Source organism: Scytonema hankhaensis NUACC26, from assembly GCF_045865695.1.
GTDB lineage: Bacteria > Cyanobacteriota > Cyanobacteriia > Cyanobacteriales > Nostocaceae > Scytonema.
In genome coordinates this window covers 37,488-52,441 of sequence record NZ_BAACAP010000247.1, presented here as the reverse complement: position 1 = coordinate 52,441, position 14,954 = coordinate 37,488, and the positions used below count along the sequence as shown (strand labels likewise).

Genomic DNA, 14,954 nt, shown 5'->3' with positions numbered 1-14,954 from the left:
TTCGTATGATATGTTCGTTCTATCCAATACTAATACAGTTTTGATAGTTTTGTTTTCATAAGATACTTCACTCAATACCGCTACTGTAGCGAATACTTCCCCAATGAACATAATGCATCCTCATATAAACAAACAGGTGGTAGACACATTTTTCTACCACCTGTTTGAATAAGTAACGGTATTGAATTCCGTTTGTTTATGAGTTCAGCACCTCATTAATGAGGGATTCTAGGTAACTCCAATCGTCATTGTCTTTTTCTTTATCTTTTTCTTCACGATCTTCTTTTGTGAAATAAATCATATTGTTCTCACCCAAAACACCTATGTTGTTCGATCCTACTTTACAATTTTTGTAAAATCAAATTAGTTTTTCTTATGTGACTCGTGTATTAGAACTTTATAATTTCCACTTTCTTTAAGATTTTTTGATATCTTATGTAAAACAGTACCTGTAATGACGAGTTACAGGTACGATTTGTAAATTACCACTCAGATATTGGTAGTAAGTCTACGGGTTCATTTGTGGATTCTGATTGCCAGTTATTTTCGTAGATTTCCTTATAGAGATTCCAAGGATCTGGATAATAGAAATAAACCAATTAAACCGCTCTAAATTAAAAACCCGATATCAAACCTAAATCAGTCATTAAGGATACCCATAAATTAAATCATCGTTTCCTACGTACAAATCATACTCACCAAACGAGTGGGATAAATCGGTGAGTTCTTTACCTAGCTCTTTATCCCAGAATCCATCCCAGAATCCGCAACCATGACGATTACGAGTTAGCCAGAAATCATGACCAGCTTGTTCCCAGTTGTTGTGTAAGCGATCGCCAGCTTTTTCTTGAAAACTATGGCAATCAGCAATCATTTCCTCTAGAGTAAAAACATGGATGTCTTCGATTGAGTAATGTTTATCCATGGGTTCGTCGTCATCATCAAGAGACGACCAGAGCGCTGCTTCAATGTAAGCGAAAGTGAACTCATCCAGTTTCGGTAATGTAGTTGTCATGATATAATTCCCATGTATATAAGGTTTTTCTCGTGCGGCGTATATCTGAAACGCCGCACGTTTACTATTGATTGAGCGTGTATTCCAGTTGATGCTTAGTGCATTCCAACTGAATTTTTTCTAACGCTTCGTTCAAATCTGCTTCTGTAACAGAACAAAGTCCGGCAAACTTCATGTTCATCACTGAGGCTACTAGGTTGTTAAGTGTTGGTATTTGCTGGTCTAGCGGCAGTCCGGCAATATAGGGCAGATTGCTGATGAAGATGTTGGTAATAAATGTGTTGATGTTGTACTGCATTTTCTAACCTCTAGTAATTTAAACTTTCGCTGTAAATGTCACAGTAGATGTCTCCAGATTCTGGATTTTCCCAGTCTGACTCGAATTCATCACCAAACGAGCATTTGAAATCGACAATGCTCTGGAAATCACCACTATGAGAAAGTAACCATTTTTCTACCTCTTCTCGTGTATACTCGCCAGTTTCGCTGATATTCTCCAAATCGTATGAATTCAGATTGTACTCCATGTGACATACACTGCATCCAGGCTGCCAGATATAACCAAGTACATCTATTGTGTAAGTACGAACTATGTAAATTCCCATGTTGGTTCTCCAAGTAAGTTGATATGTAAAAACCTCCTGATTTACGGTCAGGAGGTTCATGAAGACGTATGTAACTGTTTATTTGTACCGCCCCAGTACGAGAACTACAGACGTGTTGTGGGCGACCTTAGCGTTATTCTTGTGGTAGGGATGGTTCAGATGGTGGATTGCCTACATCATCGTCATCGCCAACAAGATGGAATGGAGTAGAAAAATGTGTGATAGTAGTCATGTAAACTCCTATGTATGATAAAAACCCGCAACCTGTTTGGTGCGGGATTAGGTGTGTGTTGTCAGCTAGTATTCCCAGAATTATCGAGAAACTAACACAATCTACTAGTGTCAATATTTAGTTGTTTCGATAGCGCTCTACAGAGAACGTCGATCTCCATATCATCGAGTATCTGGTATCCCGGCAATATGCGTTCTTTGTCTTCGCGGTCGTAATTGCTGTTGAAATATTGAAGTGCTACTAATATAGTGGCAGCTTGTTGGTTGGTTAATTGCATGACTGTAACAACTCCAATTGTTTTTCTAACTCTTGTATTATCAATTCGTTCCTCTCCCTTTCTATGGGATCGTCTGCTAATTTCTCAGCCATGTTAGACAACTGCCGTTGGTAACTGGATATTTTCGTTAGACGTAGTTGCTCTTTGACGAATTCTAATTCTCTTTGATTGCGGATCATAATTACCTCATTGATTACTGATGGATGGAACTTTTAGTCAAAATTCAGAGATTCACATAATTCGTCAATTTCTTGATTTGAGAGTGGGGAATAATACTCGAAATGGTCATCTAAAAACGAGTCTTTATTGAAACTATATCGACTTTGAAAAAATCGAAGTGCCGCTAATATTGTTGTGATTTGTCGGTTGTTGATTTTTTTAGTAGATGTGTTGTTTTGTATAAAATACCAATGATTCAAAGCTTTGATTATTTGTGCTTCTACGGGTAATTTGCATCCGTTAACAATAATGCAATTATATCTCCAATCAACAAAATCTATTTTTGATAAATCTATTGTTTCCAATGGAGTAAAATCATCGTCTTCGTATGTTTCTACAATTGTCAGCAGATTTTCATTAACAATATATGGTGGTTTGTGATTAAATACTTCGATGGTCATGATTTCCTTTTTTACAGTTCAATTGATTAATGAGCTAGGTGTATTTTAATTGCATGAAATTAGTGTTTAGTTACGAAAATCCTGCACTTCGTACTTCATATCAGGTGCAACGCCTTCCATGATATTCGGAAGCACCTGCGGTAGTGTAAGTACGTTGTTGAAGTTAGCGGCGATTACACCTGCTAATTCAAATACGATACTAATTGTGTTACATTCACCCGGCGCGTACACAACATACTCTGTATCCACGTTCTTGTTAAACACTGGAGAAACGCTGTCTTTCTTGATATCGAAATAAAGAATGTCGTTGACAAAGAATACAATACCATCATCTAATAGTCTGATAATTAATTTTTCCATTTTTCTATCCACTGCTTGGTGTTCCATTTCCATCTCATTATCCTCATCATCACCATACAACAGTACGCACTTCCCTTTTTCTACCAAGTCGTCTACCAACGACCTGACAGCATAACTTTCATCCCAATATATTTTCCCTTCTGGTGAGCGTAACAGTAGTCCACTTGTTAGAGCGCCGATATCTTCTGGAAGTACCGTTGACCATCCGTTACACAGGTGGTATTCAAACAAATCAATGAAGATGCCGTCTTGAGCACAAGCAGCTTCGTATGTTGCACCTCTCGACATTTCCATCTCAATCAGATAGTCGAGTTGCTCTTTAGCTTCATCTGTCAGAGTAACGATGAGATTGTCGTTTGATGAATAGGATATATCACAGTAATTACTCATGGTTCTCCTTGGTAGAAAAAATGGTGAACTTGGTGTTTATCATCCCACACAACCTCTGATACACTTCATCTGTTGATGCGGTATCAAATGCGCCGATCTCAAGGTATTTATATTTCCATGAGATGTATGGGTTATAGTATCCAATAAACCAGCGAGCAACCGGAAAATCCGCCGCCCATTCCGGTACTATCATCTGAGTGATATCTATCATGAAAACACGCAATATTTCATCGAGTTCTTGTATTGCGTGTTCGTTGTGTTCACGAAGGGCATATATCATCTTGACTCTTACCATCTACCTTAGTTAGATTCAACTCAGTATTTAGTATTTCATTCAACATCTCTACATAAGACGAGATGTCTTCACAACCTAAATCGTTTTCAACTGCTTCCGGTATCTTCCTTCTCCATGAATCCTCTGTCATAATATCTGTTAGTTTCTTAAACAAAGAAACTAACATAAAACGCTTTGAACATTTTATTACTCCAAATTTTTTACAGTCACAGTAGGTCATTGAAAATTTTTACGAGATATGTTATCTGTAATCTCTTATTTTGCTCCTATATTGTTCAATGGCGACGATCGCTATCTCGTATTCTTCTGGTGCTACTACGAAACGGAAGTAGCACTGGAAAAAGTTGCCGAATTCATCGCGAGTATCTGGTACTTCTGACCAATTCAGCTTACGAGCAAGAGCTTTTTCTACTGCCTTTGTTTGGTCGATGGATACACAAGATCCATCCGCAACAAATGCTTGGATTGTGCAAGAGATCGGTTGCCAATCGAGTCCGTAGTAATTTTGGTAGATGGATTCGTGACTATCCTCACTACCTGTTTCGTTAGCAGCTAACTTATATGCTGCTTCCTGAATGAGTTCAGGGCTTGACTCAACTGCGTATTCGCGAGTATTTAATTCTCCTTTGACATTGAAACTAACTATGTATAACATAATGATTTTTCTGAAATGATGTGTTACAAACTATTCAACAACACTGACTAATTTATTTTTAGTCAAATCCAAACAAGAGGGAAATGTAGACCCCTCGTATTTGTAGATTTTGTAGTTGTGAATTTCATGGTATGTAGTACCTCTGTCATAAATGACTTCCGGTACTTGCGGGAGAAGACGCAAAAATCTTTCCCACTGGTTCTTCTCGTCTTCAGGCGGTTCGATAACGTCAAGTTCTGTCCACCAACTAAGATAGCATGGGTAATCCCATTTCAGAGATAACAATACAAATTCATCTAACAATTGTTGGTAGTCTGCCGCTACTCCCCATTCTGTTTCGCGCTTATGTTCCTCTCGATATACAAGAGTTGCCACCTTCATGAATGAAAATGCGGCATTTTTAGATAGTAATGGTACAGGAATACATAGTGATTCATCTCTTGTAGCTACTAGAGCTAAATCGTAATACGCTTGATTGTGGTCGTAACCCCATTCTTGAGATTCTACGGTTAGAAAAACAGTATCATTTATTTCATCTGTTACATCTGATAATAGTGATAGTATTTGTACGAAACAAGCGTTGGATAGCGCGTACCATTTGATATCCTTGGCTCGATTACCAAGGTTAATGAAAGCAGAGATTTTTTCTACAGGGGATAAGTTGAACATGATAATTCTCCAATTTGAAATAAAGTGATTTTATTGTAACAGTGTTTGGAAGACCTCTCTTCCATTAACAACGAACAACACTCTGACTCACACGAAACCAGAGTTCGTTAGCTTCAAGCTCATTGAGAGCATACCTACTACGTATTTCCAATGTTTCCATATTTGTGAGGTTTGATTTATCCTCGAGTGATAATGGCGCGATTATTTCAGATATATAATCGCGGTTGATTCGATTTTTTGACGCTGTTATTTCTGCTGCTAGTTGTCTCAAATGTGGCATGGTTATTTCCCCAAATGTGTGTGTAAATTTTAGAACGGACAGTCGGAATAATAGCCGTATCTTTTCTCTTCAGGTATGTCGTATGCCTGAAAATAAGCATCCCATACAGAATCTGGTAAAAAAAAGTCTACTTTAAAATCATAGAAATAAATGTACATTTCTATCAACCAGAAATTTACAAGAACTCTTTTCGGTCTACTACCTTTGTAAACGTTAGGTCTGAAGTAAAAATCTTCTAGTTGAGCACAATGCAGTAACGCCCACAAATAGCAACGTAATTTATTCTTTTCGTCTTGATTTTTTATTGGTTTTAACATTTTATTCCTCTAACTCATCTAAGCATTTATCAATTGTAAGTTATTTTGTAATAAGGTAAGTTTGGTTCTATTATACGTACTTCTTGGCGTACCCCTTGGCATCACTCAGAAGTTTTTTGTAATTGTTGCCGTACATCTCAAAAATGACATCTCCACCTTGGTATTGGTACAGATCGTAAGCCTTTACGTAATCTGGGTTTTTATGCCAATCTGATGTACAGTAGCTTTCGATATCATCTATTTTTTTTTCAGAAATGTTGATGTCAACCAATGATAGACATACCCAATACTTGAATGTTTTATCACGCCCAACATACTCACAATTCTGAATTTCGAGTATGTACCAGTTGTGTTCGCAATACTTATCGGTGTTACGAGCAATCCAACATCCGTCATATCTGGTATAATTGACATCGCCTATGAAATGAGTGAATCTGGTCATATTTTATTTTTTCTGAACGCTTTGTGTTTTACTACTCGGACTTTGTGTACTTCTGCAATTGGTGTTTTTGGCATATGTCGTCTGTATCCAGGTAGTGGAACTATGTGTACTGTGGTTTCACCAATTGCATCCACATATCAGTATAGTGGTACTGGATAGAAATAACCAACTATGTAGTAGGGATATACTATTACGAAGTTATTTATTTTCAACATTACACGAATTTCACTACAACATTAGAACCAACACTAAACACAATATCGACTAGTGATATTTTTTTATTTTTCTACTACTAACAAGCAACGAACATATTCATCAATCTTTTCTTGCATAACAAACGTAGTGTTGATGCTTGTAATTTATTTATCTTATACGTTTGAGTAATACTTTCATCACTCATTCGTTGAATAGTACGTTTATCAATAGTAGGTATAGTATCGGCTAATTTGATTAATGACATGATTTGTTTTTTGATATTTATTGTTAGACAAATATTATGTTCATAGCACTTATCAAACATTATATTCGTTTTAATATTAAATATTAGGTATGATTAGTACTAAATAAAATCTATGTAATATGTGTATATTACATAGACATACAATTAAACCATTATAAGAAGTGAGATGAACTAACCTCACCAAACGCGATATGAATGATATAACATATCGCGTAAAGCAGATTATTTGAGTAAATTGATTATTTCTTGCGGTGTCTGAAAACAACCCGTAATGGTGTGATGGATACGGGCAATTTCTTGTATGTCGTCTTCGTTTTTCACAAACGTATCATATCCGCCGTTTATCCAGTGTTTTACAATTTGATTGTTATCATTGAATATACGATAACTAATGACATACGGAGAATTCCTCCATATTCTAATTACTATTCCTATAAACTGCTCTATACCTTCATAGTAAAAATCGTGAGATCTATCGGAAGCTAATTTTATAGTAATCTCAATTTTCATGATGTTCCTGAAAATAAAGTGAGTGAGAATATCTTCTCAAAAGTGGACACACCACTAGTATCCACTTATTAGAAGATATTTTTTTATTTTTTAAGGAACTGGTAGAAAAATACCGCACGCTACGATCACAAAATGTTACGTATGCGTAGTAATTTGCGGGCATAAAAAAGCCCCATACCGTGAGGTACAGGGCTTGATTCGGTTGGAGGATAAACTTAGATTATTCATATTGATCGTAGATCGAGTATTGACACGGGAAACTTGAATTTATCTTTACTCATAACTTGTAGATGGTCATGATCGAGAACCTTGGTTACTTGCACTTTTCTTTTTTGAATACCATTTTTCGTTTTAATACATAACCAAGCGTATTCACCTATTGAAAAATGGTGTTGTTCGTATATTGATACGCTAGCATTGGCACGTTCCAAGCGCTCATATTCGTCATACGATACTTTTACTGGTGTGGTTACTTTGTCGGCGTAGTATTTGAGTACAGATCTACCTTGTTTGCTGAATTGTTGCTTGAGACGTACAGTTTGCCATCCATTTTCTGTTTTGATGCGACGATCTTCTTGAAGACCGACAAAACCGATAACGTCGATGATATTTTTGAAAAATGGTTCTACTATGTTGTGGAAAATGTTGTTGTCATATATGTTATCTACCTCTACAAATAGGTATGACTTGTAGTTTTCAACGGTTGTGTTACCGGTGAGATCGAATTCATGAGCATATGCGATATCAAGGATGATACTATCGAGCTTGAAATTTTCACGTATGAGTCCATTATCGACGTTACGTTTGAATTCTGGTACTGCATTTAACTTGAGTTGTTCGACAATTGTTTTGATGACATCTTGTTCTTTACCGTACCGTACAAACAACGCATACCAGTTACGTCTGATAACTGGTATTTGATTTTTTATTTTTTCTACCACATTCTGACTTGACATAACAGCAAACAATTCCTCTTGTAATACGACGTGTAGTTTATTGAATCCTGCTTTTGTTTGCACTGAAACATTGTATTCATGGCAAAGTGCCACTAATTCTTGGTAAGTGGCACCGAATAGGCGGTACTTAAGTTTAGCGTATGACATACAAAAAAGACCTGTGATTTTTCGGTCACAGGTCACTAATTATTTGAATTGAGTATTGATTATGGGATGATTGTAAATGGACAAGATTCCTTCGGATGCCAGAGTATCTGACCTTGTTTATTCATTGGTGCGACTTTCAGACCTGTGAGACTTTGCCAGTTAACGTTAATGTGCTTGCTTGTGTCATTAATTGTAACTAGCTTTGATGGTTTGATCGGTTGATTGTGAGCAATACCGTATAGAGATAGAAAACAACATATATCTGTATTGACTTCTATTTTGCTTGACACCATACCAGTAGTTGATTGTTTATGTTGATAACGTTCTAGTTCTGTGTACCAAAGTACAGATCGTACAGATTTATCAACTTTGTTTTTGACTAACTTTTGGTGTATGACACCAATTTTTTCTACTTTACCATTGGGGTATTTGACGCCGATGTAACCTACGATGTTATCGGCGTTATCAATACCCCAACGTTTCATTGTGGAATTCAACCATACAGGATGTTCATATCTACCGTATTCATTTTCCTCTAATTGGTAACGCTTGTAGACAAGTAAGCAATCCCTGTATTGTTTGCTATTGCTAGCGATAATCTCTATCTCCATACTTGTTACACGCTGTGATAGTAACGACCATCCATCCCTATCCTTTGGTTCACAATACGTACCTGTAGATTGAGCGTTAGTACGTTTTACCTTGCCTATGGAACGTATAGATACACTATCCTGTATCTTTGTCTTCACTTCAGATGGCAACTGGAAACCAATATGAAGTTGCTCTGTAAGCTTCCGTACCTTGACTATACGGTCTATGTTGCCTACGTTTAGTTTGATTGCTGAAGATAACACACTGTTTTCATGGGAATTACTAGCATTACCACTGAGTATGTCAAGTGCTATCAATTGGGGACATCTCAACATGGTATCTCTACCCATGTAGTAATTCAACAGGAAGTCGTTATCTATCTTGAGATCGTGTGTACTGAATGACAGGATACGTAGGACTGTGGTCATCTTGATCGATGCCTGAGTATCCCAATTTGGGGAGATCGTGTATATGCGTCCATCGAATATATCATTGCTAGCAACAACCGAGAGATCGATACGACTGCAAAATGCTAGAAAATCATCAAACACTTTTGTGTCTTGATGGATGCATATAAAGGTAAGATAACTTTTGAATCGATTTGATCGATCTATCCATTGTTGGATCTTATCTTTTTCAGTATTGGATGCTACTGCTAGTTTTTGTGTTAGTGTTTCTTCTCTATTAACAGTCAATACCTGATAGTCTGACCATTCTAGGTAACAACGACGTAGCCAGAATATAGGATCTTGACTGTTATCAAGCGATCTCTCGCTATCATGTCGAGTAGTGTTGTTTTGTAACGTACTGACTGCCTTGATATCATCGATAACTGCTGCATTCTCAGATGACTGTGGTATAACGTAACCATCTGGTAAACCTACACTGTAATCATGTTGGGGGATGGTAGAAAAATTGTGTTTGTCGTCTTTAATGAAACTACCATCGAAACCAGTATTATCTGGTAAGTCTTGCGAGCGAACATCGTCTGTAGAATCAAGTACAATATCAATGTTGGGTATGTTTGTCTTGACTGCAATTGTCTCTTGTATTGATTTGTGGTTATTTTCTATACGACTGAATAAATTATCCTTTGCCGCTATAGTAACACGCAATATTTCTTCTAGTTGCTCTTTTTTGATGCCTACATATGTTTTGATTGGTGGCTCGTATCCTATCTGGTTGGATACTGTAACAATCTCATTCCATATTTGTTTTGCAGTTGCCATTGTTTCTACCTCTGATTTACTTGAATGACTTATCTGCTAGCAGTTGACTAACAGCAACATCCCACTAACTCAAACAAGGTAGTGGGATGTAACTGATATTCAACTATGCTTTTGTTTTGACACTGACTGTTTGTGGTTGTGTATCTAGCTGTGTAACTTGTGTTGTACTGCTTATTTGATTGCGTAGCTTCTCAATAAGTTTATTGAGCGTTGTTTTGTGATCGAGTGTCAGTTGATCTTTGATAGCACTTGTCATCAACCATTCTGTAATGTCAATTGCGTTATTAACGTTATCGACTTTTTGTATGGCGCGTACCCAATCATCAATAGTAGCCTTTATCATCTCGGTACTGACCGCGTTAACACGTCGTAGTTCTACGCACTGGTAGACTTCAAACGCAACCACAAGCCAATCAAGTCCGAGTGATGTATCGAGGTATTTCGTGTTATTGGATAGCTCGCTTAGTAGATTGATAAGTTCTATGTTTACCACACCACCTTTACCCGTAGGAATGCTGTACTCAAATCCTAAGTGAAGGTCTAGATGCATATCTAGTAACTTACGAGAGCCGTTACGGAATACTATTGCGTCACCTCTCTTACTTGATAGGAAGAAGTATGTATCAGTTTTATTTTTATCGGCTGTTTTTCCTTCTATGACTCGATCTATCAATGCAATCTGTTGATTGATTCGTGCTGCATTCTTGCGAGCGTTACTAGAAGCTTCTGAAGTAGGGAATGTAAAGTATGAATTAGTCATGATGTAATCCAAGTGAAATAAGGTGAAAGTAGGGAATATTCCCAGTGCGATCTTCAGTCTTGATACTGAAGTGGTAGCCTTTAACTAGATGTTGCTATTTGATATGGTGTTCATCTGGTAACTTGCGTATTTTATCCAGAATGTTTTGATAGACTTGTTTATCATCTTCAGAAAACAACCTACTCATTCTTTCTAGTTTGTCTAACTCATGATTCAGTCGTTTTAGTTGATATGGTGTGAGGTTGGTAGTCATATACTGTACGTATTCTCCCACTTTAACCATTCATCATAGAATTGATCGTTGTAACATGGGCTGTTGTATGCCCGGTTATACATTTCAACGATGCCCGTATTGAATTCCTTATCTGAGAGGTTGCGTGTTTGATACGGCATACATCCGTCCATATCAAATACATAACCGTAACATCCGACCTTTGCTGTCATACCTAACTGGTATAACTTAACAGTCATTCGTTCAATTGACATATGATTGGTTGTTATTAACATGAAATTATCCTTTTTGAGTGTATACGAGACCTAATCAGCCTCAAAAATCAACACTGTTATGTGTTGATTTATCAAGCGATTAGTTACTGTAATGTAACTTTAACCACCTTAATCTGTGATCGTAATCTGATTCCCATATGGTTATATGGGAAAGTTCTTCATCTATATTTGGGTGAGGTAAGGAATGAAGTCTCACTTCACCTGTTTCTTTGTGGCGGTATGCGTCGTAAGTGGACGCTACTCCGTAGTCTTCCGTGGTTCTTTCACCACGGTATATAAAGTGTTCCCATTGAGAGTTTTCACTTTCATATTGCTCGCGTGTTGCGAGCATTTTAGGATGGTTAGGAGGTGCTTGTATCCGCACTTTCTCAAAAATTTCCCCTTGCAGATCGTACAATTCGATCTGCATACAATCAGAGTCAACATAGTAATTGTCTTCTGGTAATTTCTTACCAGAAACAAAAACACCCCACTTACCCTTAGTTAAAGGGTAAGGTTGCTCAAAATCGACAAAATTGTAAGTCACACCGTTAAACTCAATTTTCATAATCTAATCTATCCTCCAATTTATCTAAAACAGGGATAACTCCCATAGCAAATGCAAGCCTTGATGCTTGCACGGTAGCCTTGAACTACTTTCGCTGATTTAGAAATCTTTTGAAAGATTTCTTATCAATTAACATTGAAGCGACCACATAGTGGTCGTAAAATCCTTTATCCTCTTTCGCAAGAGGTAGGTATTCTTCAGCCTCTTTTTCACTGAAGAACAAAGGGGACAATGGTACTGACCCCTCATACTCGATGACGCCGAGTATGTACCATGCCCAGATCTCACCATTCTTGGACTTTTGTTTGAAGACAGGTTTTTCAACCTGTTTGATTTGACCAGGACGTGCAGTTGCCTTGCTAATGTCAACCATAAGTGTGTTCCTCCAACATATATAATAGAGTACCGAAAATCGATACTCTGTAGAAGCGTTGCTAGCCTCTAGAGAATATCGTGATAGAAACAAATTAAACATAAGGTTCCGTAAGTACTCTTCTACCTTGATAATCAATGTAAGTTCTGGATGTACTCTTCTGCTTACGTTAATTATTCGCTATGTTTGCTTCTATCGATATCCCAAACAGTAGATAGATGTTATAACCTCATTACAACTCATGACTGTTACACAAGTTAAATTCAATGGTTACAACATCCATAATTGATATCTATTTAATAGTGGGTTGATGTTTTACACACATTGCTCATAACTGTCATACAAACAATGCTATTCTTTCACAACATCAAAACTATCATGCGATGTTACCCGTGTAAGAACTACACGACTGCTGCAAATCGCTACCACTCAGGCTTCAATCGGTGGAAAGTTCAAGAAGTACTTATCTGCTTTCCAAAGATGTATACACTTAGTACATCACACAGTCACTTCACAGCGAGCGTGTAAGACCCCTACGATTTTACTATGGCATTCACCAGGATAGTACAGCTTATCGGTAACTGCTACGGACATTATCGCGGTCGTGACCACTAGTCAGATATTGAATTTTCATCAAGTAATAGCCGTACACTGTATTAAGATATGCACATACCCCAACAGAATAATAATTCTGACTGGTAACGTGTCTATTAAATGAAGTGCTGCATTCACTAGCAGCTTAATCTACCCATGTGGTAAAACACCTATTAGCGGTAGATTTGGTTTTTTGCTCGTTACTACTGTGTATGTAGAGTAGTCAACAATTTTTCGTTGGTTAACCTAGTCTGTAATTAGCGAGATGCTGTAACAGACTGGTTATGAAATTTTCAAAATTAAGCTACTTTATGTGTCGGTTTTCAGTACGCATAACGAGAAACAGTCGCGTGGCATTTAGCCTAACTTACTAGCCTGATATTTCACTTATTGCCGAATCCTTTTCGTGACGTTCACTACTTAAGGATATCGATTTGTGAAGCCATTGAACTATGCGTTCGCTTGCCTCTATTAACTTACATATATAAGATATCAACTACCGCTAAACAAAGATATGGTTTGTACATATGGTTTGTTATAGTTCAGAAACCGTGGTGTATATCGGTTTCAGGGGTTAGTTGATTGGGGTGTTCGGGTGAGAACATAATCAATATAACAACCACAATATCAAAGTTACAATAGCTGATATATGACACTCACAAATGAATGATGTCACCAAAAAACCCTCCACACTTATATCGCTAAATACACGTAACTCCACAATAACCATCCATGTCAATTCCGCGTTATCCCTGGTTACAGATCGCCAAAGAGTTCATTCAAGGCATTAAAACAAGAAACACAGAAACCAATCAAATTCAACTACACTTTCCTACGCACAGAGAATTAGCAGAAAAGTATGGTTGTCATCTGGGTACACTTCAACAACGAAGTCAAACTGAGAAATGGTCGTTACAAAGGGAGCAGTTCAGACGTAAACTGCAAATCAAAAACACAGAAGTCAATCCAGAAGATCTCCTCGGTTTATCTGCCAAGTTCGATAGCGTTATTCTGGGCAACTTAGAAAACATGACATTCATTGTGCAAGAATACCTACGACCATATGTCGAACAACTCACTCAAAAAGATGATGGATATGAAGGTGAAGAAGAGGGTATTGAAGACCTGAGACCTCTCACACCAAAAGACATCAACGATTTAGTCAAATCGCAAGAATCCATATTCAAGACGGTGAGAGGTATATTGGGCGAACCAAATTCGGAAAACTTATTAGACGATGCGCGTAATGCAATGCTCACTTCACGCGATCGCAAAGGGAAAAAAGTAAACAAAGTATTCCTTGAGCAGGAACTCAAACGTATCTCCGAAATCAAACAACACGAAACAGAACTAGAAATGCGCCGTACAGAAATACTAAAGTTATTGAAAGAAGACGATGGTAGAAAAAATAATGGCAAACAATAAATAGGTGGTATATTGCAACCACCGTTTCCTTTAGAGAGTTAAGACAATACAATAACTTACACAACAATCGATAATCTTAATCGTTACATTATGTAATAAAACAGCGTCTTTATTCGAGACGCTGTATCAATGTCGCTATGTTCAATTACGTTACCATAGATGTCCTGACAATCTAAGACCGCATTTGAATAAGCACGTTTTTATAAAAAGCACTATTATGTTAGCATAATAGTGCGATTTAAGATGCTACACGTGTAGAATACACTCTACATCATATAATCCGATTCAAAAGGGAACACAAAACTCGTTCCATTTATTAGAACACTTGGTTTTATATTTTGTCAACAGTGTATATTAATTTCTGCCAAACAGACGTAAATCAATTTAATAATTCAAATAATCTACTACTTCCGAATATTCGAGTAATTCATTCAATTTGCACATTGTTCTAAAGAATGCTCCTTCTTCCAAGTTTATTTTAAAAACTTTACCTCTTAATTTTGTACCTCTAACTGGAGGTAGAGAATAAAGATCCGCAATTCCAACACAACGAACAATATGCGCCCAAGATTTAGACAAATGGTTTACTTCATTACGAATGTGTTTGATGACATATATAGCTTCACCAATACTTTCCACCGAAAATTTAATAGTATCGTTTATCTTTACTTCTATCATTATTTTCTACCTATAGGGAT

23 protein-coding genes are annotated in these 14,954 nt (G+C 37.1%); 1 reads left to right on the top strand and 22 read right to left on the bottom strand.

The annotated features are described in order from the left end of the window. Positions 1 to 646 precede the first annotated feature (646 nt). From ACKTT2_RS44525 to ACKTT2_RS44425, 21 genes are all read right to left on the bottom strand, one after another. Positions 647 to 1,015, bottom strand: coding sequence for a hypothetical protein (locus tag ACKTT2_RS44525; protein WP_407898759.1), 369 nt, complete (start codon positions 1,013 to 1,015; stop codon positions 647 to 649). A gap of 64 nt (positions 1,016 to 1,079) precedes the next feature. Beyond that, positions 1,080 to 1,313, bottom strand: coding sequence for a hypothetical protein (locus tag ACKTT2_RS44520; protein WP_407898757.1), 234 nt, complete (start codon positions 1,311 to 1,313; stop codon positions 1,080 to 1,082). A 10-nt stretch (positions 1,314 to 1,323) separates the two neighbouring features. Beyond that, positions 1,324 to 1,620, bottom strand: coding sequence for a hypothetical protein (locus ACKTT2_RS44515; protein WP_407898755.1), 297 nt, complete (start codon positions 1,618 to 1,620; stop codon positions 1,324 to 1,326). A 323-nt stretch (positions 1,621 to 1,943) separates the two neighbouring features. Then, on the bottom strand, positions 1,944 to 2,129 hold the full coding sequence (locus ACKTT2_RS44510; RefSeq protein WP_407898753.1) for a hypothetical protein: 186 nt from the start codon (positions 2,127 to 2,129) through the stop codon (positions 1,944 to 1,946). Next, entirely contained in the window at positions 2,120 to 2,308 is a 189-nt protein-coding gene (locus ACKTT2_RS44505; RefSeq protein ID WP_407898751.1) for a hypothetical protein, read from the bottom strand. The genes ACKTT2_RS44510 and ACKTT2_RS44505 overlap by 10 nt, the downstream gene beginning before the upstream one ends. A gap of 33 nt (positions 2,309 to 2,341) precedes the next feature. Continuing rightward, positions 2,342 to 2,749, bottom strand: coding sequence for a hypothetical protein (locus tag ACKTT2_RS44500; RefSeq protein ID WP_407898749.1), 408 nt, complete (start codon positions 2,747 to 2,749; stop codon positions 2,342 to 2,344). A 66-nt stretch (positions 2,750 to 2,815) separates the two neighbouring features. Next, on the bottom strand, positions 2,816 to 3,499 hold the full coding sequence (locus ACKTT2_RS44495; protein ID WP_407898747.1) for a hypothetical protein: 684 nt from the start codon (positions 3,497 to 3,499) through the stop codon (positions 2,816 to 2,818). After that, positions 3,492 to 3,779: a hypothetical protein gene (locus tag ACKTT2_RS44490; RefSeq protein WP_407898745.1), complete on the bottom strand. Its 288-nt coding sequence runs from the start codon at positions 3,777 to 3,779 to the stop codon at positions 3,492 to 3,494. The genes ACKTT2_RS44495 and ACKTT2_RS44490 overlap by 8 nt, the downstream gene beginning before the upstream one ends. Further along, positions 3,760 to 3,924 (bottom strand): hypothetical protein, encoded by a 165-nt coding sequence (locus ACKTT2_RS44485; protein ID WP_407898743.1) that lies wholly within the window; start codon positions 3,922 to 3,924, stop codon positions 3,760 to 3,762. The genes ACKTT2_RS44490 and ACKTT2_RS44485 overlap by 20 nt, the downstream gene beginning before the upstream one ends. A gap of 111 nt (positions 3,925 to 4,035) precedes the next feature. Next, on the bottom strand, positions 4,036 to 4,449 hold the full coding sequence (locus ACKTT2_RS44480; RefSeq protein WP_407898741.1) for a hypothetical protein: 414 nt from the start codon (positions 4,447 to 4,449) through the stop codon (positions 4,036 to 4,038). 30 nt (positions 4,450 to 4,479) lie between these two features. Continuing rightward, on the bottom strand, positions 4,480 to 5,118 hold the full coding sequence (locus tag ACKTT2_RS44475) for a hypothetical protein (RefSeq protein WP_407898739.1): 639 nt from the start codon (positions 5,116 to 5,118) through the stop codon (positions 4,480 to 4,482). A gap of 64 nt (positions 5,119 to 5,182) precedes the next feature. Continuing rightward, positions 5,183 to 5,398, bottom strand: coding sequence for a hypothetical protein (locus ACKTT2_RS44470; RefSeq protein WP_407898737.1), 216 nt, complete (start codon positions 5,396 to 5,398; stop codon positions 5,183 to 5,185). Positions 5,399 to 5,427: 29 nt separating this feature from the next. Further along, the gene (locus tag ACKTT2_RS44465; protein ID WP_407898735.1) at positions 5,428 to 5,715 is read right to left on the bottom strand and encodes a hypothetical protein; all 288 of its coding nucleotides are present in this window, start codon (positions 5,713 to 5,715) and stop codon (positions 5,428 to 5,430) included. Positions 5,716 to 5,785: 70 nt separating this feature from the next. Next, positions 5,786 to 6,157, bottom strand: a complete 372-nt coding sequence (locus ACKTT2_RS44460) for a hypothetical protein (RefSeq protein ID WP_407898733.1) — start codon at positions 6,155 to 6,157, stop codon at positions 5,786 to 5,788. Between the two features lie 682 nt (positions 6,158 to 6,839). After that, a complete protein-coding gene (locus ACKTT2_RS44455; protein ID WP_407898731.1) occupies positions 6,840 to 7,127 on the bottom strand; it encodes a hypothetical protein in 288 nt (95 codons plus the stop codon). Positions 7,128 to 7,351: 224 nt separating this feature from the next. Further along, complete coding sequence (locus ACKTT2_RS44450; RefSeq protein ID WP_407898729.1) at positions 7,352 to 8,230, bottom strand: transcription termination/antitermination NusG family protein; 879 nt, start codon at positions 8,228 to 8,230, stop codon at positions 7,352 to 7,354. Between the two features lie 59 nt (positions 8,231 to 8,289). Continuing rightward, complete coding sequence (locus ACKTT2_RS44445; RefSeq protein WP_407898727.1) at positions 8,290 to 10,050, bottom strand: hypothetical protein; 1,761 nt, start codon at positions 10,048 to 10,050, stop codon at positions 8,290 to 8,292. Positions 10,051 to 10,153: 103 nt separating this feature from the next. After that, a complete protein-coding gene (locus ACKTT2_RS44440; RefSeq protein WP_407898725.1) occupies positions 10,154 to 10,810 on the bottom strand; it encodes a hypothetical protein in 657 nt (218 codons plus the stop codon). A 94-nt stretch (positions 10,811 to 10,904) separates the two neighbouring features. Further along, a complete protein-coding gene (locus ACKTT2_RS44435) occupies positions 10,905 to 11,063 on the bottom strand; it encodes a hypothetical protein (RefSeq protein ID WP_407898723.1) in 159 nt (52 codons plus the stop codon). 333 nt (positions 11,064 to 11,396) lie between these two features. Further along, on the bottom strand, positions 11,397 to 11,864 hold the full coding sequence (locus ACKTT2_RS44430) for a hypothetical protein (protein ID WP_407898722.1): 468 nt from the start codon (positions 11,862 to 11,864) through the stop codon (positions 11,397 to 11,399). An 85-nt stretch (positions 11,865 to 11,949) separates the two neighbouring features. Next, the gene (locus ACKTT2_RS44425; protein ID WP_407898720.1) at positions 11,950 to 12,237 is read right to left on the bottom strand and encodes a hypothetical protein; all 288 of its coding nucleotides are present in this window, start codon (positions 12,235 to 12,237) and stop codon (positions 11,950 to 11,952) included. Positions 12,238 to 13,563: 1,326 nt separating this feature from the next. Between ACKTT2_RS44425 and ACKTT2_RS44420 the strand changes: the two genes are divergently transcribed. Then, complete coding sequence (locus ACKTT2_RS44420; protein ID WP_407898718.1) at positions 13,564 to 14,256, top strand: hypothetical protein; 693 nt, start codon at positions 13,564 to 13,566, stop codon at positions 14,254 to 14,256. Between the two features lie 384 nt (positions 14,257 to 14,640). On the opposite strand, the gene ACKTT2_RS44415 is transcribed toward ACKTT2_RS44420, so the two are convergent. Beyond that, positions 14,641 to 14,934, bottom strand: coding sequence for a hypothetical protein (locus ACKTT2_RS44415; protein WP_407898716.1), 294 nt, complete (start codon positions 14,932 to 14,934; stop codon positions 14,641 to 14,643). Between the last annotated feature and the right edge of the window lie 20 nt (positions 14,935 to 14,954).